Raw genomic sequence first — 21,266 nt, 5'->3', positions numbered from 1 at the left:
CTTCCGTCATCCAATCTCAAGGGCTCGACATGCTTCCTGTTTTTGCCTCAACCCCGGCCAACCACACGAAGCAGAGCAAAGGACTCAATATGACCATGCGGCGAGCAATCGGCGTCGCCGTGTTGCTCGCCGCAATGGCAACGAGTGCGGAAGCGCAGATTGCACCGACAACTGGCCCCGAAGCCATGACCGCGAGTCCGGCCATGCGCGCATGGCGGCAGCACACAACCGCGCGGATCATGCGAACGGCAAAGCGGCTTGCCGAGGCGGGACTTCGCGGACGTGTGGTCGTCTGTCTTGCGGTGAACCGCAGTGGTCGGGTGGTCGAGGCTACCGTCTTAAGGAGTTCTGGAAACACCGAACTTGACGGTGCAGCTCTCGCCGTTGTGCGGATGGCCGGCCCATTCGCGCCACTGCCATCGATATACCCTAAAGCGGTTCTGGCGGTCGGCGTGCCGATAGCCTATTCGGGCCCGTCCTCCCATGGCGGCAGAGCCGCGCGCCTGCATGGCACGTGAACTCCCGGATAGCATGTGGCAAATACCTGGCGCGGACTTTGCGGGCTGGCCATTTCGGTGAGCTCATCACGCATTGTACATTTCAAAAGAAACGGGACCGCGTTGCCGCGGTCCCATCATAGCTGCGCCTAAGCGAAGCGCTTAGTTCTTGGTCTTGTCGACCAGCGCCTTTTCCTTGATCCACGGCATCATGTCGCGGAGCTTGGCGCCCACTTCCTCGATCGGATGCGCGTTGTTGCGCTGACGGGTCGCCTTGAACGAGGCCTGGTTGACCTTGTTTTCCAGCATCCAGTCGCGGGCGAACTTGCCGGACTGAATGTCGGTCAGCACGCGCTTCATCTCGGCCTTGGTCTCCGAGGTGACGATGCGCGGGCCGGTGACGTATTCGCCGTATTCGGCGGTGTTGGAGATCGAGTAATTCATGTTGGCGATGCCGCCTTCATAGATCAGGTCGACGATCAGCTTCAGTTCGTGCAGGCACTCGAAGTAAGCCATTTCCGGCGCGTAGCCGGCTTCCACCAGCGTCTCGAAGCCGGCGCGGATCAATTCGACGGTGCCGCCGCAGAGAACGGCCTGTTCGCCGAACAGATCGGTTTCGCACTCTTCCTTGAACGAGGTCTCGATGATGCCGGCGCGGCCACCACCCACTGCCGAAGCGTAGCTCAGGCCGAGGTCATGGGCGTTGCCCGAAACGTCCTTGTGAACCGCGATCAGGCAGGGCACGCCGCCGCCGCGCTGATATTCCGAACGCACGGTGTGGCCTGGACCCTTCGGTGCGATCATCAGCACGTCGAGATCTTCACGCGGATCAAGCAGGTTGAAGTGCACGTTGAGGCCGTGCGCGAAGACGAGCGCTGCGCCCTTCTTCATGTTGTCATGCATGTGGTCGCGATAGATGTCGCCCTGCAATTCGTCGGGGGTCAGCATCATCATCAGGTCGGCCCACTTGGCGGCCTCGGCGACTTCCATCACCTTGAAGCCGGCGGCTTCCGCCTTCTTCGCGGTGGCCGAGCCCTTGCGCAGCGCAATGACCACGTCCTTGACGCCAGAGTCCTTGAGGTTCAGCGCATGGGCATGGCCCTGGCTGCCATAGCCGACGATGCAGACCTTCTTGCCCTTGATCAGGTTCAGGTCGGCGTCGCGATCGTAATAAACTCGCATGGGTATTTCCTCTCTTCAGCAACTATATTTCAAAGCTGCCCGTTCGAACCGGTCTCAAGCCGAATGGCCGAAGACCATGAATTGCCGCCGGTTTCTAGGGCGACGGGTGCCGCGAGACAAGCCCGCGGCGGTGATTTTACGCTGCGCGTCGGGCTCATAGCTCGACCAGCACCGGATACAGGGAGGCCAGCAGCAGCAGCCCCATGACGATATTGAACGCCCGGACCGCGCCAGGCGATTTTACCAGCGATTGCAGCGAGGTGCCGCACAGCACCCAAGTGACGCAGGAGACGAACCCGAGCAGCAGCGACAGGGCGACCTGCAGCAGGATGTTCCAGGGATAGTTCGCAATCGCCGCATAGGCGGTGATGGTGCCGATCACCATCACCCAGCCCTTGACGTTGACCCATTGAAACAGCGCTGCGCCGAAAAACGTCATCGGCCGGCGCCGCTCGGCGTCACCGGGGCTCGGCGGACCGGACATCCCGATCGCAAAGGCGAGATAGACGAGATACGCCGCGCCGGCATATTTCAGGACGGTGTGCAGCACCGGATAGGAGGTGAAGACCGCCCCCAATCCGAGGCCCGTGACGGCGACCATGAAAGCAAAGCCGACGGTGACGCCGAAGACATGCGGCAGCGTACGACGAAAGCCAAAATTAAGCCCCGACGCGAGCAGCATGATGTTGTTCGGGCCTGGCGTGAAGAACATCACGATGGCGAACACGATGAAGGCGAACAAGAGTTGCTGCGACATGACCTCAGACCACCTCGACAAGCGTGGGTGGGCGCTTCGACAGCAGCATCACGGCGATGCCGCAGACGACGACGATCATACCGGCGAGCCGCAGTGATCCAAACTGCTCGCCGAACGTGACGCTCGACGCAGCCGCCCCGATGAAGGGCACCAGCAGCGCGAATGGCACGACCTGCGCCGCGGAATAGTCACGCAGCAGCCGGCCCCAGATCCAGTAGCCCAGCGTGGTGCCGACCAGCGCGAGGAACAGCACGCAGGCGAAGGCCTTCAGCGAGACATGCGTGAGCGACTGCCACGTCGTGCTCGCGCCATCGACACCGAACAGCACCACCAGCAGCGGCAGCAGCGCGACAAGACTGATCCAGGCGAACAGGTCGAGCATCGGCACGCCCTGCGCGCGCCGCAGCAGCAGATTGGAGAACGCAAAGCTCACCGGCGCGGTCATCAGCACCATGAAAGGAAACACGCTGAAGTCATAGCCGACCGTGAAGCAGATCATCAGCAGTCCGCCCATGGCGATGGCGATACCCGCGACCTGCTGCCGGGTCGGCAATTCCCGCAGGAACAGCGCTGCGGCGCCCACCGTGAACAACGCCTGGCTCTGCACGATCACCGAGGTCAACCCCGCCGGCACGCCATGCGCCATGCCATAGGTCTGCGCCAGGAATTGCGCCACCAAGAGCCAGCTGGTGGCGACGATCAGCAGCCATGATAGCTTCGGCTTCGGCAGGAACAGGCACGGCAGTGCCGTGATGCCGAAGCGCAGCGTGGTGAGCAGCGTCGACGACATTTCGTCGACCGCCATCCGGGTCAGCACGAAGCCGACGCCCCAGATCACGGCCACTGCGACGGCCAACGCGATGTCGAGAGGTTTCATGACTGCGATGCGTGGAGGCTACATCCCCTCCGGTCCGCGGCTGATGGCGGCAACGCCGGTGCGCGAGATCTCGACGAGGCCAAGCGGCCGCATCAGGTCGATAAACTGGTTGATCTTGCCGGTATTGCCGGTGATCTCGAACACGAAGCTCTCGATGGTGGCGTCGATGACGCGCGCGCGGAACGCTTCGGCCAAACGTAACGCTTCGACGCGATGCTCGCCGGTGCCGCGCAACTTCACCATGGCAAGCTCACGCTCGATGGAGCGGCCGGTCAGCGTCATGTCGACCACGCGATGCACCGGGATCATGCGATCGAGCTGATGCTTGATCTGCGTGATCACCATCGGCGTGCCCGTGGTGACGATGGTGATGCGCGAGACATGCTTGTGGCTCTCGGTCTCCGACACCGTGAGACTTTCGATGTTGTAGCCGCGGCCGGAGAAAAGACCGATGACGCGCGCGAGCACGCCGGGCTCATTGGCGACGAGCACCGTCAGCGTATGCGTCTCGTTGGGATCGTGACGCTCTTCCATGAAATAGGCGGAGGCAGGCTGTTCCATTGTCGTTTCCTGTCGAAGTCTCGTTTGGCTTTCGCCACGATGTTACATCCCTCATGGTGAGGAGCGCGGCTTCGCGCGTCTCGAACCATGAGCTTGGACACTCATCCTTCGAGACGCCGCACAAGAGTGCGGCTCCTCAGGATGAGGGCCTGTGTTATCTGCATCACACCAGCGCCTTGCCGCCGGCGAAGGCCGCGGCGGTGGCTTCATCATTGGCTTCCAGCGGCAGCAGCATTTCGTTATGCGCCTTGCCGGACGGGATCATCGGGAAGCAGTTTTCCAGCGCGGCAACGCGGCAGTCGAACAGCACCGGCTTCTTCACCTTGATCATCTCCTGCAGCGCGCCGTCGAGATCGCCGGGCTTGCTGCACTGGAAGCCGACGCCGCCATAGGCTTCCGCCAGCTTGACGAAATCAGGCAGTGCTTCCGAGTACGAATGCGACAGCCGGTTGCCATGCAGCAGCTGCTGCCACTGGCGCACCATGCCCATATACTGATTGTTGAGGATGAAGATCTTGATCGGCAGTTCGTGCTGAACCGCGGCTGACATTTCCTGCATCGTCATCTGCACCGACGCGTCGCCACCGATATCGATGACCAGCGAATCCGGATGCGCGACCTGCACGCCGAGCGCCGCCGGCAGGCCGTAGCCCATAGTGCCGAGACCACCCGACGTCATCCAGCGATGCGGCTCTTCGAAGCCGAAGAACTGCGCCGCCCACATCTGATGCTGGCCGACTTCGGTGGTGATGTAGGTGTCGTGACCGCGCGTCGCCTCGAACAGCCGCTGGATCGCATATTGCGGCAGGATCACATCGTTATTCGTCTTATAGGCCAGCGAATTGCGCGCGCGCCAGGTGGCGATGGTCTTCCACCAGTCCTTGGTGTCAGGCTTCTTCGCCTCGGATTTGAACACCTGCAGGATGTCGCCCAGCACGTTGCCGCAATCGCCGATGATTGGGATATCGACGCGGATGTTCTTGTTGATCGACGACGGATCGATGTCGATATGGATCTTCTTCGAGTTCGGCGAGAACGCGTCCGTACGTCCGGTGATGCGGTCGTCGAAGCGCGCGCCGACGCACAGCATGACGTCACAGTCGTGCATCGCCATGTTCGCTTCGTAAGTGCCGTGCATGCCCAGCATGCCCAGCCAGTTCGGGCCGGAGGCCGGATAGGCGCCGAGGCCCATCAGCGTCGAGGTGATCGGGAAACCGGTGACCTCGACCAGCTCGCGCAGCAGCTTCGATGCCGCGAGACCCGAATTGATGACGCCGCCGCCGGAATAGATGATCGGCTTCTTGGCACCCGCCAGCAGCGACACCGCCTTGCGGATCGCATTGGCATCACCCTTCACGCGCGGCGAATAGGAGATATGGACGTCCGACTTGCGCGGCGGATGATAGGTGCCGGTGGCGAACTGCACATCCTTCGGCACGTCGACGACGACCGGGCCCGGACGGCCGGTGGTGGCGACGTAGAAGGCTTCATGCAGCACCTTGGCGAGATCGTTGACGTCGCGGACCAGCCAGTTGTGCTTGGTGCAGGGCCGCGTGATGCCGACGGTGTCGCATTCCTGGAACGCGTCGTTACCAATGAGATGCGTCGGGACCTGTCCGGTGATGCAGACCAGCGGGATCGAATCCATCAGCGCGTCGGCCAGCGGCGTCACCATATTGGTGGCGCCCGGACCCGAGGTCACCAGCACGACGCCCGGCAAACCCGTCGAGCGCGCATAGCCTTCGGCGGCATGACCGGCGCCCTGCTCGTGGCGGACCAGAATGTGCTCCACTTCGGACTGCTGGTAGATCTCGTCATAGATCGGCAGCACCGCACCACCGGGATAGCCGAAGATGTGCTTGACGCCATGATCAGCAAGCGCGCGCACGATCATCGCGGCGCCGGTCATCTGATTGGGATCGTGAGGCTTGCTGTCGCTCATGGTTCGCTCCGGATGCGCTCTGCGGCGCGGCTTGGTCTGGATGGTCGCTGGGTTCGGAAAGCTTGAAGTTCAGACAATAAAAAAGGGCCCGTTCAGGACCCTGTGCACACCGCTCGGTTCGTGGGTAGCCGTCAGCTACCCCCGGCGGTGCGCCAGGGTACCACGATAATAAGGAGATTCGTAACTTTGTTGCGCACAGGATCGGTCCGACTTTTCATAACTTGCGCGGAACATAGCCAGCAAACGGGGGATGTCAAGGGAAGTTGCTGTGATCGCGCTGATTTTGGAGCCTAGCCGGGTCTTTGGCGTTCGGCGAGCGGAAAAAACGGGCGGGCTGATATGCGCCGCCTCCTCAACCGTCATGCCCGGCGCATGCCGGGTATCCACGCCTTTGGCCGCAAGCGAAAACGTGGATGGCCAGGACATCTAGCGAAGCTCGCTTCGCTCTGCCCGGCCATGACGGCGTGTTGGTTTGCAGGCCTACGCCGCCTTCACCAGCGGCGTTGCACGTTCGATCCGCGCCATTTCCTGCGGCGAGTTCATCGCCTCCCACAAATCGCTGCGGCGCTGCACGTTCAGCCAGAAGTCCGGGCTGTTGCCGAAGACGCGCGCGAGAATGAGCGCGGTCGCCGCGGTCACGTTACGGCGATCGTTGCACAACTCGTTCACATGCTTGCGCTGGACACCCATCGCCTTTGCCAATGTCCCTTGTGTCAGGCCAAGCGGCTGCATGAATTCCTCGACCAGGATTTCACCGACAGTGGCCGGCTTGCGTTTGGTCATCAGCATGAGTCACCTCATCGATAGCTGTGATCGTCGAGATAAAGATCCGACGCTTCGCCGCGGCTGCTGTCCCAGCGGAAGATCAGCCGCCATTGGTTGTTGACGCGGATCGAGTGCAAGCCGCCAAGTTTGCCGCGCAGCTTTTCGAAATGATTGCTCGGCGGTACGCGCAGATCCTGATCGGTGGTCGCATCGTCGATCATCTGAAGCTTGCGAAACAGCCGGCTTTCAAGGTCCGCCGGAATGTTGCGAGAATGGACGTCGTCCACGAAGAAGGCCCGCAACCAATCATCGCGAAACCCGACGATCATTCAGAGCCTCCCAGATGAGCCATTGTACCACCCTATGGGTCAACGGACAAGAGCTCTGGCCAAGCTCGTCCCCGCCTCCTCCACCGTCATCCACGCGAACTCCGGCAGTTGATGCCGAAACCACGTGAACTGCCGCTTGGCGTAGTGGCGCGTATCCGCCTGCCCGATCTCCGCGGCCTCCTCGCGCGAGATCTCGCCGCGGATATGCCGGATCAGCGCCGGCACGCCATGAGCCTTCATCGCCGGCAGCAGCGAATCGAGACCGCGCGCGGCCAGCGCTGCGACTTCGTCCAGCGCGCCTTCATCCAGCATCCGCGCGAACCGCGCATCGATCCGCGCATAAAGCTCATCGCGCTCAGGCGCGAGAAACAGCGCGGTCACGCCCTCCGGTGGCAGCAGCGGCGGCAGGCCTTCGCTATGCCAGTCGGTCAGCGAACGTCCGGTCGCCTCCACCACTTCAAGCGCGCGGGCGATGCGCGTGCGGTCGCGCAGATTGAGCCGCGCAGCGGAGACCGGATCGACCAAAGCGAGCTGCGCATGCAGCGCCTCTGGCCCGTCCCGCTCCAGCCGTGCGCGGACATCGTCGCGCACCTCGGCGGCGACGGGCGGTACGGCCGAGAGCCCGCGCGTCAGCGCCTTGAAGTATAGTCCGGAGCCGCCGATGAAGATCGGCAGTTTGCCTTGCGTCCGCACCTCGGCAAGCACCCGCGCCGCCTCCTCCACCCAGGCGCCGGCGGAGAAATTCACCGCGGCATCGACCGAGCCATAGAGCCGGTGCGGCGCCAGCGCCTCCTCGTCGACCGTCGGCCGCGCCGTCAGCACGCGCAGGTCGCGATAGACCTGCATGCTGTCGGTATTGATGACCACGCCGTTCTGCGCGCGCGCCACGGCCAGCGCCAGCGCCGACTTGCCGCTGGCGGTCGGCCCTGCGATAAGCAGCGCTCTGTTGTCTGGCTTGGAACTCACGTCATGTCTCTCGTCGCGACCCTGATCTGCAATCCCGCCAATCCCGCTCTCGATAGCACGGTGGTCGACGGTCTGCGCGCACTTCTGCCGGGCGACACCGAGGCGCACTGGCTGAGCGACGGCGTCGCCGCAGATATCATGTTTGCCAGCGACCACAACATGCTCGCGCTCGGCGACCGCCTGCGCGCAGCCCGCGGCGACATGCCGATCGACGTTGTCGTGCAGCCTGTCAGCGACCGCCGCAAGAAGCTTTTTCTCGCCGACATGGATTCCACCATGATCGGCCAGGAATGTATCGACGAGCTCGCCGATTTCGCCGGCCTCAAGGCCCATGTGGCTGCGATTACCGAACGCGCCATGCGCGGCGAGATCGAGTTCGAGCCGGCGCTGCGCGAACGCGTGGCGCTGCTGAAAAATCTGAAGGTCGGCGTCGTCGACGAGGTGCTGGCCTCGCGCATCACGCTGACGCCAGGCGGCCGCGAGCTGGTGCAGACCATGCGCGCCAATGGCGCCTATACCTGCCTCGTCTCCGGCGGCTTCACGCTGTTCACAGCCAAGGTCGCCGAACTCGTCGGCTTCCAGGAAAACCGCGCCAACGTGTTGCATGTCGCGGATGGCAAGCTGACCGGCACGGTGGCCGAGCCGATCCTCGGCAAGGCCGCGAAACTCGCCACACTCGTGGAGCTGCGCGAGTCCTTCGATCTCGACAATCTCGACACCATGGCCGTCGGCGACGGCGCCAACGATCTCGCCATGATCCAGGATGCAGGCCTCGGCGTCGCCTATCACGCCAAGCCGGCCGTGGCTGCATCGGCAGCAGCCCGGATCGACCACGGCGATCTCACCGCGCTACTGTATGCGCAGGGCTACAAGCGCAGCACGTTTGTGACCGCGTAGGCACGGCCAAAGTCTAAACGTAAATTGAACCACTGCGGCAGCCGCAGCGTCAAACGACCGGTCTTCAGTTACGAAAGCACCGGTCATCATGCCGCCGTTGGATTTATCGGGTCTCGTTCCGCTCTTCGCTTTGATTTGGATTCTCGTGCCCCTAATGGAATGCGTGCGGACGTTCCTGGCCGACAGGCCGCTTTCCGCACGCCAACTTCTCCATACCGGCTGGCGAAGCATCTATGCGGGCGCATGGCTGACGATGTTTCTCGTTCTCCAGCAAGCTTACAGGCAGCAGGCAATATCGCTTCGCACGCTGGTTCTGCTGCTACTTGCGACATTCGCGGTGCTGCTGACCGCCGACTGGTTGATCAAACAGCGCTATCCCGAGAAGGAACCGGTCACTGAGCCGCCCGCCTAAAAATAAGATTCCCGGAGTGTTCATCCCATGACGAGATTCCCCGCCACTCCAGTTGGAGTGGCGGGGAATCTCGACGTGTTCTGGTGGCTTCAGCCGCAAACTCTAATTGTCGTCGCCCGACTTGATCGGGCGGCCCAGTAAACGCAGGCCATCGTGACGAAGCGCAACGCCGGCGTTTACTGGGCTCCCCGCTTTCGTGAGGGCAACAGGCCGACGCCAAACATTTTTTCCTATCTTCCGTTGACACCATCCCCATAAGGTTTATATTCCCCCTCGTCCTGCCCCACCGAGAGGGGCGATCGCGATCGTCACGTTCGCGGGGTGGGATGCGGTGGACGCCGGAGATGCGGCGTCACGCGGTTTGGGGGTGACGTCTGTCTTCGGGCAGGACGGATCTGCGCCAGCACTGCCACTGGCAAGGAGACGACCGGCCTTGGGATGGAAAGTTGCCCTGGACAGTGTGACGGACGACCAAGTCAAAACGCGTTCGGCTTACTCGCTTGAGGCTCCCTTCCCATCGCCTTGGGACTTTAATTCGCGATCGGAGCGTTCGTCGAGGCAAAGTGCAAGCAACCGAAAAAACACCGTATGCGGAACGTCGGGCACTGGCTCGGCGCCTCCGAAAGTCCTGATGCATTCACTATTGCGGAAGACCGCATCGCATCAGGCCCAAGGGTGCAACGGGCACCCGGCGTTCCGCACGCCCTCTCACAGGAGGGTGGGAATGCAAGCGACGACGGCGCCCCCGCGCCGCAAACAATGGGGGCGATGACGCATGTCTGAAGGGTAGTGGCTGTTTAACATTCACATCTGCAACGGCGCGCAGGCGTTTGTGGAATCCCTCCCCCCGCGCGAAGCGAAGCTTCGCTAGGCGGGCAGGGTCGGCCGAAGGAGGCGATGCGCAGCATCGACGAAGTGGAGGCCGGGGTGGGGGTGCCACGAGCGACGCCCTCACGTGGGGCACCCCACCCGTCACGTTTGTTCGCTTCGCTCTCAAACGCGCCACCCTCCCCGCTGCGCGCGGCTTCGCCGCGCTTGAGGGAGGGAGAAGAAAGAGCCCTACTGCACGCTCAGCGCCACAAAGCGCAGCTCGCCTTCGGCATTCGACACCAGCAGCAGCACCGACTTCTTGCCGTCCTTCTTCAAGGCATCGACGCGCTTCTTGACGTCGGCGGCGTTGGTGACCGCTTCCTGCGCGACCTCGACGATGACGTCGCCGGCGGCCAGGCGCTTCTCGGCGGCGTCGGAGCCGGCATCGACGCCGGTCACGATGACGCCCTTCACGCTGTCCTTGATCTTGTACTTGGTGCGCAGATCCTTGCTGAGACCGGTGAGGTCGAGGCCCAGCGCCTTCTGCGTCGCCGGCTTCTCGGCTTCCGGCGTGGCCTTGATCGAGGCCTGCACCGGCTTGTCATCCTCGAGACGTCCGAGGGTGACCTGCTTGGTCTCTTCCTTGCCCTTGCGAATGATCAGCACATTGACCGCCTTGCCGACGGCGGTGCCGGCAACGATGCGCGACAGGTCCTTCGGCTCCTTGACGTCACGGCCGTCGAACTTGATCACCACATCGCCGGGCTCGAGGCCGGCAGGCTTGGCCGGGCCCTTGTCGTCGACACCCGCGATCAGTGCGCCGCGCGCCGGCTTGATGTTCAGGCTCTCGGCAATCTCGTCCGTCACCGGCTGGATGCGCACGCCGAGCCAGCCGCGGCGGACTTCCTTGTATTCGCGCAGCTGCTCGATGACGCCGACCACGGTCTTCGACGGCACGGCGAAGCCGAGGCCGATGGAGCCGCCGGTGGGCGAGATGATCAGCGTGTTCACGCCAACCACTTCGCCCTCGAGGTTGAACAGCGGACCGCCCGAATTGCCGCGATTGATCGAGGCGTCAGTCTGGATGTAGCTGTCATAGGGGCTGTTATTGCTGATCTCGCGGTTACGCGCCGAGACGATGCCCGCAGTGACGCTGCCGCCGAGCGAAAACGGATTGCCGATCGCGATCACCCATTCGCCAAGCCGCAGTTTCTCGCTATCGCCGAACTTCACGGCGACCACAGGCTTTACCGGGGTAAACTTCAGCACTGCCAGATCGGTCTTCTTGTCGACGCCGACCAGCTCGGCCTTGATCTTGGTGCCGTCATTCATGATGACGGTGATCTCGTCGGCACCATCGATGACATGGTTGTTCGTGACCACGACGCCCGAGGTGTCGATAATGAAACCGGAGCCGAGCGAATTGGTCTTGCGCGGCTGCAGGCCGCCATTCTTGTCGCCGCCGGGGCGCCCGCCGCGGTTCTTGAAGAAGTCGTCGAAGAACTCCTCGAACGGCGAGCCTGGCGGCAGTTGCGGCATCGCCCCGCGGCCACCGCCCTCCCCCTTGTCGCTGTTCTTCGCCTCGACAGTCGAGGTGGTCGAGATATTGACCACGGAATCGATCACCTTCTCGGCGACGTCGGCGATGCCATCCGGTCCGCGGGCCGAGGCCGGCGCGGAAAACGTGGCGACCGCGGCGCCAAAACAAAGCGCCGTCAGCAGCGGACGCAGGCCGCTATACGGTGCACGGCGCGAAACGGAGCTCAGAGAGGGATGAGCGATGGACATGTCGGAAACGTCTCCAAAAGAGAGTCGGCAAATTTGACTGAGAGTGCGCCCGAACGGCGACATCGCGCAAGCCTTCGCGCGGGCCATCCGGCTGGCCCATCTGGGACGTGGATTGCGGCGGAATGCGGACGTAAACGTGCACGATCGCGTTGATCGGGAAGAGCTTTTTCGGACGCCCGGAGAGATTATGAGCCGCCGCTAGCGCCGGATCGCCCAGATCAGGATCAGGCCGCCGACGGCCGAGACCAGACCGGCGATGCGCAGGATATTGTCAGGGCTTTGCAGCGCGCTCTTCATCGCGCGGCGCATCCATCCGGGAAATGCCAGGAACAGGATGCCTTCGAACACGAACAGGATTCCGATGCCGATGAGGAAGTCGGCAAACGCTATGGACCTCATCCGACTTCAACTCCCGAACGTTCGCACCCTGGCCGCAGTTTCTTGGCAGTTTTCTTGGCGCTTTTCTGAAAACAAATGAGGCGCGCCACGATGGCGCGCCTCATCCTTTAGATCAGAGTGGCAGCGAACGCAAAACAGGTATCCGCGTAAGCTTAACCAGTGACGCCGTTACTGCGGCTTTGCCGCGGGGGGCTTGCCCGACGGATTGGCGAAGAAGCGGAAGAACTCCGAATCCGGCCGCAGCAGGAAGCGGGTGTCGTTGCTCTTCAATCCGTTCTCGTAAGCCGTCATCGAGCGGTAGAACGCGAAGAACTCCGGATCCTGGCCGTAGGATTCGGCAAACAGACGGTTGCGCTCGCCGTCGCCCGCACCGCGGGTTTGTTCAGCCGTCGAATTCGCATCGGCGATGATCACCGTTGCTTCACGATCGGCCTTGGAGCGAATCTCCTGCGCCTTCTGGCCACCGCCGGCGCGGAATTCAGCAGCTTCCCGCTGACGCTCGGTCTGCATCCGCTGATACACCGCCTGGCTGTTCGCCTCCGGCAGATCGGCGCGGCGGATACGAACGTCGACGACGGAGATGCCGTAACCGTCGGCTTCCTTGTCGAGCTGCTCGCGGATCTTGTTCATCAGGTTCTCGCGCTCGTCGCGCACGATCTGGATGAAGGTGACCTCGCCGAGCACACGGCGCATGGCCGCGTTGAGCAGCGTGGTGAGCTGGATGTTCGCAGCCTGGATCGAGCCGATGCTCTGGTAGAAGCGCAGGGCATTCTTGATCTTGTAGCGAGCGAAGGCATCGACCACCAGACGACGCTGGTCGTTGGCGATGATTTCCTGAGCCGGGTTTTCCAGATCGAGGATACGCTTGTCGATCGAGATCACGCTGTCGATGAACGGGATCTTGAAGTTCAGACCGGGTTCGGTGACCACGCGAACGGGCTCGCCGAGTCGCACCACAAGGGCCTGTTCAGTCTGGCGCACCGTATAGATCGAGCCGAAGCCCACGATGACCAGCACCAGCACTACAATCAGTGCAACGATACCTGAGATGCCGGTTTTCATCGGGTGCTCCCGCTCTGCTGAGGCTGACCAGATGGCGCCGGAGGCTGACGCCGCGGCGTCAGTTCATTCAAGGGAAGGTAAGGCACGACGCCTTGCGACGCACCGGCGCCCTGGCCGCCGTCATAGACCAGCTTCTCGGCTCCGCCGAAGATCCGCTCCATGGTTTCGAGATAGATACGCTGACGGGTTACGTCAGGCGCCTTTTTGTACTCGTCGTAGACCTTCAGGAAGCGCGCACTCTGGCCCTTTGCTTCGGCGATCGCCTGTTCGCGATAGCCTTCGGCGACCTGCAGGATCTGCGCAGCACGACCGCGCGCATCGGGAACGACGCGGTTGGTATAGGTCTGGGCTTCGTTCTGCAGACGCTGGGCGTCGGCCTGCGCCGCCTGCACGTCACGGAACGCATCGATCACCTGTGCCGGCGGATCGACCTTCTGCAGCTGGACCTGCTGGATCAGGACGCCGGCGCTATAGCCGTCGAGCGTCTTCTGCATCAGTTCCTGCACCTGGGTTTCGGTGGTGGTGCGTGCGCCGGTGAGGATCGGCTGAATGTTGGCGCGGCCCACGACTTCACGCATCACGCTTTCGGCGACCGCTTTCACGGTGCCTTCGGGGTTCTGGATGTTGAACAGGAAGTTGCCGACCCCGTCGGGCTTGATGCGCCACAACACGGTGAAGTCGACATCGACGATGTTCTCGTCGCCGGTCAGCATCAGGCTCTCTTCCGGCACATCGCGGATGGTGCGGCCACGGCGACCGGTGTCTTCCAGGATCGACATGCCGACCGACAGCGTCGATACGCGCAGCGCCTTCGGCAACAGCACGGTCTCGATCGGATAAGGCAGATGATAGTTCAGGCCGGGCTGCACGGTGCGGACATGCTTGCCGAAGCGCAGCACGACACCGAGCTCTTCGGACTGCACGCGGAAGAAACCGGACAGCCCCCAGATCACGAGCGCCACGGCGAGCACGAGCGCGATGCCCATGCCGCTGACGAAGCCGCCGGGCAGCATCGACTGCAGGCGGTCCTGCCCCTTGCGCAGCAGATCCTCAAGATCAGGCGGCCTCGGTCCGGATGATTGCGGACCAGAACCCCAGGGTCCCTTCGGACCAGAGCCCCATGGGCCTCCGCCTTGATTCTTCCACGGCATTCAACACTCTCCTCTGCGCGGCCGGACATACCGGTCTCGCCACGTCTGCAGGCTTTATAGGGGACGACCCCAGCTCTTACAACGCGGGGTTCTTGATCGCTGGAGCTATGCCCGAGGCCGCGAAAGTCAATGTTAACGGGCGGAAAACGCGGTTAACGAGGCGCTCTCCGGCAATATGTCACATAGGAGAAATCGACGCTGTCCTCGCCCGCCGCCGCATTCCTGACGCGTGCCACTTCTTCCCACACAGTGAGATCGACCGGCGGCATAAAGGTATCGCCGGTCGGCTGCGCGTGAACTTCGGTCACTTCGAGACGGCCGGCGATCCCCATCCATTGGGCATAGATCTCGGCGCCGCCGATCACGGCAATCTCAGTGACCAAACGCCGCAGCGCATCGCCAGTCGCCACCGCGCGCGCATCGGCAAGCGACGCGGTGACTACAGCCCCAGCGGCCTGATAGTCGGCATTGCGCGTGATGACGATATTGGTGCGGCCCGGCAGCGGTCGCTTCGGAAACGACTCGAACGTCTTGCGCCCCATCACAATCGGCTTGCCCATCGTCAGCGCCTTGAAGCGCTGCATGTCGGACTTGAGCCGCCATGGAATGGCATTGCCCTGCCCGATCACGCCGTTCTCGGCGACGGCATAGACGAAGACAATCTGAGGGACAGCCGTCGTTGCGGTCACACCGCAACCTCGGCCTTGATATGCGGATGCGGATCGTAGCCTTCGAGGGTGAAGTCCTCATAGCGGAACGCGAAGATGTCCTTCACGTCCGGATTGATCTTCATCACCGGCAGCGTACGCGTCGGCCGCGTCAACTGCAGCCGCGCTTGCTCCAGATGGTTGGAATAGAGATGCGTGTCGCCAAGGGTATGAACGAAGTCGCCGGGCTTGAGACCCGTGACCTGCGCGATCATCATCGTCAGCAGTGCATAGGAGGCGATATTGAACGGCACGCCGAGGAAGACGTCGGCCGAGCGCTGATAGAGCTGGCACGACAGCTTGCCGTTCACGACATAGAATTGGAAAAGACAATGACATGGCGGCAGCGCCATCTTGTCGATCTCGGCGGGATTCCACGCCGTCACGATCAGCCGGCGCGAGTCCGGATTGCGCTTGATCATATCGACCACATTGGCGATCTGGTCGATGCTCCGTCCGTCGGGCGCCGGCCATGAGCGCCACTGCGATCCATAGACCGGGCCGAGATCACCATTGGCGTCCGCCCATTCATCCCAGATCGAGACGCCGTGGTCCTTGAGATATTTGATATTGGTATCGCCTGCCAAAAACCACAGCAGCTCGTGGATGATCGCCTTCAGCGAAAGCTTCTTGGTGGTCAGCACGGGGAAACCATCACTGAGCTTGAAGCGCATCTGATGGCCGAACACCGACAGCGTGCCTGTGCCGGTGCGGTCGTGCTTCTCGGCACCGTCGCTCAGGATTCGCTCTAGCAGGTCGTGATACTGGTTCATGGTCGATCTTGCGGGCTTGTGAGCGGGCGAACTTATCGCCTCGTCCGGTGGTCGGACACGCCGATTCCCGGATTATACCCGAAAAAGTGTGTCCCTGCCCCGCAAACGGCAAGGGCTGGATCCCTGGGGATCCAGCCCTTGAAATCAACCGGTTAGCCGGTTCCGATCACATCGCGGGCTTCAATACCGCCGACCACTTCTCGACTTCGCTCTTCACCAGCGAACCGAGCGCAGCCTGGGTGCGGGCTTCCGGCTTCGGAATGTCCGAACCGAGATCGAGCAGACGCTTCTTGACGTTCTCGTCGTCCAGCGCCTTGGCGGCCGCGGCGTTCAGCTTGGCAGTGATCGCGGCAGGCGTGCCCTTGGGTGCGAAGATCGCGTTCCAGGCCGAGGCCTGATACTTCGGCAGACCGGCTTCGATGGTGGTCGGGACGTCCGGCAGCGACGGGTTACGATCGGGCGTCGCAATGGCATAGGCCTTGATGGTGCCGCCCTTGATCTGCGGAACCGCGTTGACGATCTGGTCGCACATATAATCGACCTGACCACCGACCAGCGCGTTCATCGCCGGACCGGTGCCATTGAACGGCACGCCGGTCGGCTTGATATCCAGAACCGAGCTCAGCAATTCGCAGGACGAGTACGACACAGAACCGACGCCGGCATGGGCCATGTTCAACTTGTCGCTGTTGGCCTTCACATAGGTGACGAATTCCTTGAGATCCTTTGGCGCGAAATCCTTCTTCGCCAGGATCAGGATCGGCGTGCCGGCGAGCAGCGCGACGGGCTCGAAATCCTTCTCGGGGTGATAAGCGAGCTTCGGATACAGCGGCACCGCCGCAGCATGGGTGCCCATGTGGCCGGTGATGATCGTGTAGCCGTCATTGGCCGCACGCGCTGCACGCGTCGCGCCGGTCGTGCCGCCAGCGCCGACGACGTTCTCGATGATGATCTGCTGGCCCAGCGTCTTCGACATGTCCGCAGCGACGATGCGCGCGATCACATCGGTGGGGCCGCCGGCCGCGAACGGCACGATCATGGTGATGTTGCGCGTCGGGTATTCCTGCGCCTGAACAGTGGTTGCCAGTGCGCCGAAGCCGGCGACGGCCGCCAGGCCACTGATCGCAACTCTGCGATTGAACAGCTTCATTTGGTTTCCTCCGAAAATGTTTTTGCCGCGAAAATAACGACAGTCGCGGGACTGAATACAAGCAAAGGCCCGAAGTCTATTCGACTTCGGGCCGTGGCGTAACGACGCAGATGTGTGGAGAGATTCGTCAGCTCTCGGATTCGACGAAGACTTCGTCGCGTTTCTTTCGCAGTGCGGGAAGCACAGCGAGGATCAGCAGGAACGCCGAGATTGCCATCAGGGTGGCCGACAACGGACGGGTGAAAAACACCGTCGCATCGCCGCGCGAGATCAGCAGTGCACGACGCAGGTTCTCTTCCATCAGCGGACCAAGCACCATGCCGAGCAGCAGCGGCGCCGGTTCAAAGTCATGCTTGATCAACCAGTAGCCGAGCAAACCGAACACGCCTGCGAGCACCACGTCCATCGGTGCGTTGTTCACCGAATAGATGCCGATGCTGCAGAACACCACGATCGACGGGAACATCAGGCGATACGGCACACGAAGCAGCCGAACCCAGATGCCGACCATCGGCAGGTTGATGACGAGCAGCATCAGGTTTCCGATCCACATCGAGGCGATCATGCCCCAGACGAGTTCCGGCTGCTTCTGCATCACCTGCGGGCCCGGCACGATGCCATGGATGGTCATCGCGCCGACCATCAGCGCCATCACCGCGTTCGGCGGAATGCCGAGGGTGAGCAGCGGGATGAACGAGGTTTGCGCTGCAGCGTTGTTGGCGCTTTCCGGCGCCGCAACGCCTTCGATCGCTCCGCGACCGAAACGCTTCGGATCCTTCGACAGCTTCTTCTCAAGCGTATAGGCCGCGAAGGATGCGATGACCGCGCCGCCGCCCGGCAGAATGCCGAGAATGGAGCCGAGCACCGTGCCGCGCAGAATTGCCGGCGCAGAGTCCTTCAAATCCTTCTTGGTCGGCATCAGGCCCGTGACCTTCTGCTGCACGAGCTGGCGATCTTCCTCGCCGCCCGCATCCAGGTTGCGGATGATTTCCGCAAAGCCGAACAGACCCATGGCGACCGTAGCGAAGCCTAGGCCGTCAGCGAGTTCAGGGATGTTGAACGACATGCGCGACGCACCGGTCTCGATGTCGGAGCCAACCATGGACAGCAGCAGACCGAATACGATCATCGCGATCGCCTTCAGCACCGAGCCCTTGGCAAGCACCACGGCAAAGATCAGGCCGAGCACCATGAGCGAGAAGTATTCTGCAGGACCGAACGCAAGCGCGAGCTTGGTGAGCGGCGCGCCGAGCACAGCGATAAGGACCGTCGCAACGCAACCCGCAAAGAACGAGCCGATTGCTGCAATCGCGAGCGCCGGACCGGCACGGCCCTGCTTCGCCATCTGGAAGCCGTCGAGCGCAGTTACGACCGAACCTGCTTCACCCGGAATATTGACCAGGATCGACGTGGTCGAACCGCCATATTGCGCACCGTAATAGATGCCGGCGAGCATGATCAGCGCGCCGACCGGCGGCAGACCGAACGTGATCGGCAGCAACATCGCCACGGTGGCAATGGTACCGATGCCCGGCAGAACGCCGACCAGCGTACCGACCAGCGCACCGATCAGACAGAGCAGAATATTGATCGGAAGCGGGATCGACATTCCGCCAAGGAACGCCGGCGTCCACTGCACGAACTGGAAGACGGTGCTGAAGCCAAGACCGAGATTCGAAAAAAGATCACCCATGACGCCCTCGTTCTTAGCGGATCAGAAATGTCGGCCACATCTGCAACGGCAGACCAAGCGCATACGGGAACAGCAAGGCGCAGAAGCCCGTTAGGCAGGCGCCAACGATGATCGTTTCTTTCCAGCGCGTCTCGGGCGTGCCGAGCGCAGCAATCAGAAAACTCGACATCGCCGCGAAGATCATGCCCATCGGACGAATGCCGACCGCGAAAACCAGAATGGCCAGCGCCACAAAAAACGGACCGCGCCAGTGGAACTTGGAGAGCCCGGGGCCCTCTGTGAAAATGCCGACAACGGTTACGGCTGCACCAAGACCCAGCAGCAGAATGCCGAACATCCGCGGCGCGGTACCTGCTCCGAACGAGAAGCCATGCATGCCCTGCAGATCGCTGGATGCCCACAGAGCAAATGCAGCAATCGCCACCAAAGCAAGGCCGCCGATAAAGTCTTGAGGGCCTTTGACCCAGCTCGGTAAGATGGATTTCTCCGGCGCATGGCTCGGCGCATCACTCATTGGTACGTTCCCCTGTCACGAGCATTTAGCCCAAACAACATCGTTCGGAGACCGCCCAACGGCTCCGTGGTCAAGCTTGCTAGCGATTTTCGTCAGAGAACGCCAGCGAAACCAAGAAGGCCCCCGGCAACTAACAACCATAGCGGGTTAAGCCGCGTGGCAAACGCCAAAACGGCGGCGCTCCCCGTTACCAGAAACGCCGTCCAGGTGGTGTCAGAAGCGAACAGCAGAACCAACCCGCTCGCGCTCATGAGACCTATCGATAAGGGGACCAGCGCGGCCTGTACGATTCCCGGCCATTGCGCGTGGCCCGAGCGCGCAAGCAATTGGCTGACAAAATAAGCAAACACGGCCGTCGGCCCGCACATGGCCAGTGTTGCAACCATCGCACCGAGGATGCCAGCGACCTGATAACCGATCAGCGTCACAATGAGAACATTCGGCCCCGGCGACAGCTGCGAGATCGCAAACACATCCGCGAACTGCTTGTCGGACATCCAGTGGTTGACATCGACCGCGAGCCGATGAATTTCGGGAATGGCCGAATTGGCGCCGCCCACGGCAAAAAGCGACATCAGCCCGAACGACCAGGCCAGCGTGACAAGCGATCCGGGAGTGGCATCGTTCATGCTGCCGCCCGCCGTCGCATCAACATGGTCAGGCCGATACTGACGGGAATCGACACCAGAAGAACGGTCGGCAATGGCCATCGCATCACGCCAACGGCGACGAAAACGGCGATCAGGAGCGCCAGGCTGACGGGCTCACGCTTCTTCAGAAGAGGCAGCATCATTCGGAAAATCACCGCGAACAGCAGTCCAACGGCAGCGCATGAGACGCCGGCAAGTGTGCGCCGCAGCGCTTCGATATCCCCAAAGCGTGCATACAGGATCGCCAGAATGGTCACGATGACCACGGGCGGACCCAGCAATCCCGCAAAGGCTGCAATAGCGCCAGGCACACCGCGAAACCGCGCCCCGAACACCACCGACAGATTGACGATATTCGGCCCCGGCAAGAAATGGCAAAGTGCGAAAGTCTCATTGAATTCCTCGGGCGTCATCCAGCCGTGCTGCTCGACGATCGCCCGGCGCGCCCAAACCAGAACACCACCGAAACCGGCCAGGGACATCTTTGCAAAGGCAAGGAATAGCGTCAGCAGTCCCGGCGGCGATGCCGACGCGAGTTCCGCAATGGGGGCATCAGCCTGTGGTGAACTTGGACGCATGATCCAGAACTAGGGCCATCCGCCCATCGGGCCAATCGATTTTTGCCTGTTTCCACGCCAATCGGCGGTTGAAATGACCGCCCGGCTGTATCGCGTCCAATTTGCGTCATATATAGAGGGCGCCAGCTTTTCCGGCTGCTGACCTCGGGTCAAGACCGGGATAGAATAGATAGAACAGTATGTGACGCGAGTCGGCCTCCGGCCTCGCCCTCACTCCATATATGGCCATGACCAAGACAAGCGACGGGACCGACCGATGGCAACCGATCATATTCGATACGATGTGCTGGCGCGCGACGCCCTTCGTGGCGTTCTGCGGCGCGTGCTGATCGACGCTGCCGAGCATGGCCTGCCGGGCGAGCACCACTTCTTTATCACCTTCGTTTCAACGGCCGACGGCGTCAAACTGTCGCCGCGCCTGCTGGCCCAGTATCCAGAGGAAATGACGGTGATCCTGCAGCATCAGTTCTGGGATCTCGTGGTCACCGAAGATCGCTTCGAGGTCGGCCTGTCCTTTAACGGCATCCCCGAGCGCCTCGTCGTGCCGTTCAACGCCATCAAGAGTTTCTACGATCCCTCAGTGCAGTTCGGCCTGCAGTTCGAAACCGAAACCGCTGTAGAGACCCCGGCTGCCGGTGCGTCGTCCGCAGCCACTGCGGCATCTGCTCTCGCCGCCCCTCCGGCTCCGCCCGCGCCTGCTTCAGAGGAAGAACCGCCAAAATCGGGCGAAGGTGCAGAAGTCGTCCGTTTAGACCGCTTCCGGAAAAAATAATCGCAAGACGTTGTAAGGTGCCGGGGCCGCGTTC

At 62.1% G+C, this 21,266-nt stretch carries 23 protein-coding genes; 4 read left to right on the top strand and 19 right to left on the bottom strand.

Going from position 1 to position 21,266, the window contains the following annotated elements:
• Positions 1–29 precede the first annotated feature (29 nt).
• Entirely contained in the window at positions 30–518 is a 489-nt protein-coding gene (locus AB7813_RS30075) for an energy transducer TonB (protein WP_231077549.1), read from the top strand.
• 141 nt (positions 519–659) lie between these two features.
• Here the strand turns inward: AB7813_RS30075 and ilvC are convergent, their stop codons facing one another.
• From ilvC to miaA, 8 genes are all read right to left on the bottom strand, one after another.
• Positions 660–1,679 carry a ketol-acid reductoisomerase gene (ilvC, locus tag AB7813_RS30070; RefSeq protein ID WP_089267877.1) on the bottom strand — a complete coding sequence of 340 codons (1,020 nt, stop codon included), beginning with the start codon at positions 1,677–1,679 and terminating at the stop codon, positions 660–662.
• A gap of 154 nt (positions 1,680–1,833) precedes the next feature.
• On the bottom strand, positions 1,834–2,436 hold the full coding sequence (locus AB7813_RS30065) for a LysE family translocator (protein ID WP_175365597.1): 603 nt from the start codon (positions 2,434–2,436) through the stop codon (positions 1,834–1,836).
• Positions 2,437–2,440: 4 nt separating this feature from the next.
• Positions 2,441–3,313 (bottom strand): EamA family transporter, encoded by an 873-nt coding sequence (locus AB7813_RS30060; protein ID WP_175365598.1) that lies wholly within the window; start codon positions 3,311–3,313, stop codon positions 2,441–2,443.
• 18 nt (positions 3,314–3,331) lie between these two features.
• The gene (gene ilvN / locus AB7813_RS30055; protein WP_068738461.1) at positions 3,332–3,874 is read right to left on the bottom strand and encodes an acetolactate synthase small subunit; all 543 of its coding nucleotides are present in this window, start codon (positions 3,872–3,874) and stop codon (positions 3,332–3,334) included.
• A 163-nt stretch (positions 3,875–4,037) separates the two neighbouring features.
• On the bottom strand, positions 4,038–5,816 hold the full coding sequence (locus AB7813_RS30050; RefSeq protein WP_175365599.1) for an acetolactate synthase 3 large subunit: 1,779 nt from the start codon (positions 5,814–5,816) through the stop codon (positions 4,038–4,040).
• 480 nt (positions 5,817–6,296) lie between these two features.
• Positions 6,297–6,605: a HigA family addiction module antitoxin gene (locus AB7813_RS30045; RefSeq protein ID WP_175365600.1), complete on the bottom strand. Its 309-nt coding sequence runs from the start codon at positions 6,603–6,605 to the stop codon at positions 6,297–6,299.
• A gap of 8 nt (positions 6,606–6,613) precedes the next feature.
• Entirely contained in the window at positions 6,614–6,910 is a 297-nt protein-coding gene (locus AB7813_RS30040; protein ID WP_175365601.1) for a type II toxin-antitoxin system RelE/ParE family toxin, read from the bottom strand.
• Positions 6,911–6,949: 39 nt separating this feature from the next.
• A complete protein-coding gene (miaA, locus tag AB7813_RS30035; protein WP_175365602.1) occupies positions 6,950–7,876 on the bottom strand; it encodes a tRNA (adenosine(37)-N6)-dimethylallyltransferase MiaA in 927 nt (308 codons plus the stop codon).
• 3 nt (positions 7,877–7,879) lie between these two features.
• Between miaA and serB the strand changes: the two genes are divergently transcribed.
• Complete coding sequence (serB, locus tag AB7813_RS30030) at positions 7,880–8,773, top strand: phosphoserine phosphatase SerB (RefSeq protein ID WP_439063360.1); 894 nt, start codon at positions 7,880–7,882, stop codon at positions 8,771–8,773.
• An 88-nt stretch (positions 8,774–8,861) separates the two neighbouring features.
• A complete protein-coding gene (locus tag AB7813_RS30025) occupies positions 8,862–9,185 on the top strand; it encodes a hypothetical protein (protein WP_139285909.1) in 324 nt (107 codons plus the stop codon).
• Between the two features lie 1,059 nt (positions 9,186–10,244).
• On the opposite strand, the gene AB7813_RS30020 is transcribed toward AB7813_RS30025, so the two are convergent.
• The 11 genes from AB7813_RS30020 to AB7813_RS29970 all read right to left on the bottom strand — a co-directional run bounded on the left by AB7813_RS30020 (position 10,245) and on the right by AB7813_RS29970 (position 20,460).
• A complete protein-coding gene (locus tag AB7813_RS30020; protein ID WP_089268265.1) occupies positions 10,245–11,783 on the bottom strand; it encodes a Do family serine endopeptidase in 1,539 nt (512 codons plus the stop codon).
• Positions 11,784–11,981: 198 nt separating this feature from the next.
• The gene (locus AB7813_RS30015) at positions 11,982–12,182 is read right to left on the bottom strand and encodes a DUF2065 domain-containing protein (RefSeq protein WP_068734021.1); all 201 of its coding nucleotides are present in this window, start codon (positions 12,180–12,182) and stop codon (positions 11,982–11,984) included.
• A gap of 168 nt (positions 12,183–12,350) precedes the next feature.
• On the bottom strand, positions 12,351–13,244 hold the full coding sequence (gene hflC / locus AB7813_RS30010; RefSeq protein ID WP_089268264.1) for a protease modulator HflC: 894 nt from the start codon (positions 13,242–13,244) through the stop codon (positions 12,351–12,353).
• Positions 13,241–14,395, bottom strand: coding sequence for an FtsH protease activity modulator HflK (gene hflK, locus AB7813_RS30005; RefSeq protein ID WP_089268263.1), 1,155 nt, complete (start codon positions 14,393–14,395; stop codon positions 13,241–13,243). Before hflK ends, hflC begins: the two co-directional genes overlap by 4 nt.
• Before the next feature lie 152 nt (positions 14,396–14,547).
• Positions 14,548–15,084 carry a dihydrofolate reductase gene (locus AB7813_RS30000; RefSeq protein ID WP_439063358.1) on the bottom strand — a complete coding sequence of 179 codons (537 nt, stop codon included), beginning with the start codon at positions 15,082–15,084 and terminating at the stop codon, positions 14,548–14,550.
• Complete coding sequence (locus AB7813_RS29995) at positions 15,081–15,875, bottom strand: thymidylate synthase (RefSeq protein WP_089268261.1); 795 nt, start codon at positions 15,873–15,875, stop codon at positions 15,081–15,083. Before AB7813_RS29995 ends, AB7813_RS30000 begins: the two co-directional genes overlap by 4 nt.
• A gap of 166 nt (positions 15,876–16,041) precedes the next feature.
• Complete coding sequence (locus tag AB7813_RS29990) at positions 16,042–17,025, bottom strand: tripartite tricarboxylate transporter substrate-binding protein (RefSeq protein WP_089268260.1); 984 nt, start codon at positions 17,023–17,025, stop codon at positions 16,042–16,044.
• Between the two features lie 127 nt (positions 17,026–17,152).
• On the bottom strand, positions 17,153–18,718 hold the full coding sequence (locus tag AB7813_RS29985; protein WP_170849787.1) for a tripartite tricarboxylate transporter permease: 1,566 nt from the start codon (positions 18,716–18,718) through the stop codon (positions 17,153–17,155).
• Between the two features lie 13 nt (positions 18,719–18,731).
• On the bottom strand, positions 18,732–19,232 hold the full coding sequence (locus AB7813_RS29980) for a tripartite tricarboxylate transporter TctB family protein (RefSeq protein WP_089268259.1): 501 nt from the start codon (positions 19,230–19,232) through the stop codon (positions 18,732–18,734).
• A 92-nt stretch (positions 19,233–19,324) separates the two neighbouring features.
• Positions 19,325–19,861, bottom strand: coding sequence for a chromate transporter (locus AB7813_RS29975; RefSeq protein ID WP_120289067.1), 537 nt, complete (start codon positions 19,859–19,861; stop codon positions 19,325–19,327).
• Positions 19,858–20,460 carry a chromate transporter gene (locus tag AB7813_RS29970; protein WP_089268257.1) on the bottom strand — a complete coding sequence of 201 codons (603 nt, stop codon included), beginning with the start codon at positions 20,458–20,460 and terminating at the stop codon, positions 19,858–19,860. The genes AB7813_RS29975 and AB7813_RS29970 overlap by 4 nt, the downstream gene beginning before the upstream one ends.
• A gap of 256 nt (positions 20,461–20,716) precedes the next feature.
• On the opposite strand from AB7813_RS29970, the gene AB7813_RS29965 reads away from it, so the two are divergent.
• Positions 20,717–21,232, top strand: a complete 516-nt coding sequence (locus AB7813_RS29965; RefSeq protein WP_089268256.1) for an SspB family protein — start codon at positions 20,717–20,719, stop codon at positions 21,230–21,232.
• The last annotated feature ends 34 nt before the right edge of the window (positions 21,233–21,266 follow it).

Source organism: Tardiphaga sp. 20_F10_N6_6 (assembly GCF_052076045.1).
GTDB classification, from domain to species: Bacteria; Pseudomonadota; Alphaproteobacteria; order Rhizobiales; family Xanthobacteraceae; genus Tardiphaga; species Tardiphaga robiniae.
The sequence above is the reverse complement of the archived record's forward strand: the minus strand, read 5'-3'. Positions and strand labels throughout refer to the sequence as shown.

Excerpts from the sequence above, each read along its gene's own strand:
- AB7813_RS30020 (WP_089268265.1), bottom strand. The coding sequence starts at position 11,783 with ATGTCCATCGCTCATCCCTCTCTGAGCTCCGTTTCGCGCCGTGCACCG.
- AB7813_RS30050 (WP_175365599.1), bottom strand. The coding sequence starts at position 5,816 with ATGAGCGACAGCAAGCCTCACGATCCCAATCAGATGACCGGCGCCGCG.
- AB7813_RS29980 (WP_089268259.1), bottom strand. The coding sequence starts at position 19,232 with ATGAGTGATGCGCCGAGCCATGCGCCGGAGAAATCCATCTTACCGAGC.
- AB7813_RS29985 (WP_170849787.1), bottom strand. The coding sequence starts at position 18,718 with ATGGGTGATCTTTTTTCGAATCTCGGTCTTGGCTTCAGCACCGTCTTC.
- AB7813_RS30040 (WP_175365601.1), bottom strand. The coding sequence starts at position 6,910 with ATGATCGTCGGGTTTCGCGATGATTGGTTGCGGGCCTTCTTCGTGGAC.
- AB7813_RS30015 (WP_068734021.1), bottom strand. The coding sequence starts at position 12,182 with ATGAGGTCCATAGCGTTTGCCGACTTCCTCATCGGCATCGGAATCCTG.
- AB7813_RS30025 (WP_139285909.1), top strand. The coding sequence starts at position 8,862 with ATGCCGCCGTTGGATTTATCGGGTCTCGTTCCGCTCTTCGCTTTGATT.
- AB7813_RS29975 (WP_120289067.1), bottom strand. The coding sequence starts at position 19,861 with ATGAACGATGCCACTCCCGGATCGCTTGTCACGCTGGCCTGGTCGTTC.
- ilvC (WP_089267877.1), bottom strand. The coding sequence starts at position 1,679 with ATGCGAGTTTATTACGATCGCGACGCCGACCTGAACCTGATCAAGGGC.
- AB7813_RS30060 (WP_175365598.1), bottom strand. The coding sequence starts at position 3,313 with ATGAAACCTCTCGACATCGCGTTGGCCGTCGCAGTGGCCGTGATCTGG.
- AB7813_RS29995 (WP_089268261.1), bottom strand. The coding sequence starts at position 15,875 with ATGAACCAGTATCACGACCTGCTAGAGCGAATCCTGAGCGACGGTGCC.
- AB7813_RS29970 (WP_089268257.1), bottom strand. The coding sequence starts at position 20,460 with ATGCGTCCAAGTTCACCACAGGCTGATGCCCCCATTGCGGAACTCGCG.
- serB (WP_439063360.1), top strand. The coding sequence starts at position 7,880 with ATGTCTCTCGTCGCGACCCTGATCTGCAATCCCGCCAATCCCGCTCTC.
- AB7813_RS30075 (WP_231077549.1), top strand. The coding sequence starts at position 30 with ATGCTTCCTGTTTTTGCCTCAACCCCGGCCAACCACACGAAGCAGAGC.
- AB7813_RS29965 (WP_089268256.1), top strand. The coding sequence starts at position 20,717 with ATGGCAACCGATCATATTCGATACGATGTGCTGGCGCGCGACGCCCTT.
- hflC (WP_089268264.1), bottom strand. The coding sequence starts at position 13,244 with ATGAAAACCGGCATCTCAGGTATCGTTGCACTGATTGTAGTGCTGGTG.
- hflK (WP_089268263.1), bottom strand. The coding sequence starts at position 14,395 with ATGCCGTGGAAGAATCAAGGCGGAGGCCCATGGGGCTCTGGTCCGAAG.
- ilvN (WP_068738461.1), bottom strand. The coding sequence starts at position 3,874 with ATGGAACAGCCTGCCTCCGCCTATTTCATGGAAGAGCGTCACGATCCC.
- AB7813_RS30065 (WP_175365597.1), bottom strand. The coding sequence starts at position 2,436 with ATGTCGCAGCAACTCTTGTTCGCCTTCATCGTGTTCGCCATCGTGATG.
- AB7813_RS29990 (WP_089268260.1), bottom strand. The coding sequence starts at position 17,025 with ATGAAGCTGTTCAATCGCAGAGTTGCGATCAGTGGCCTGGCGGCCGTC.
- AB7813_RS30045 (WP_175365600.1), bottom strand. The coding sequence starts at position 6,605 with ATGCTGATGACCAAACGCAAGCCGGCCACTGTCGGTGAAATCCTGGTC.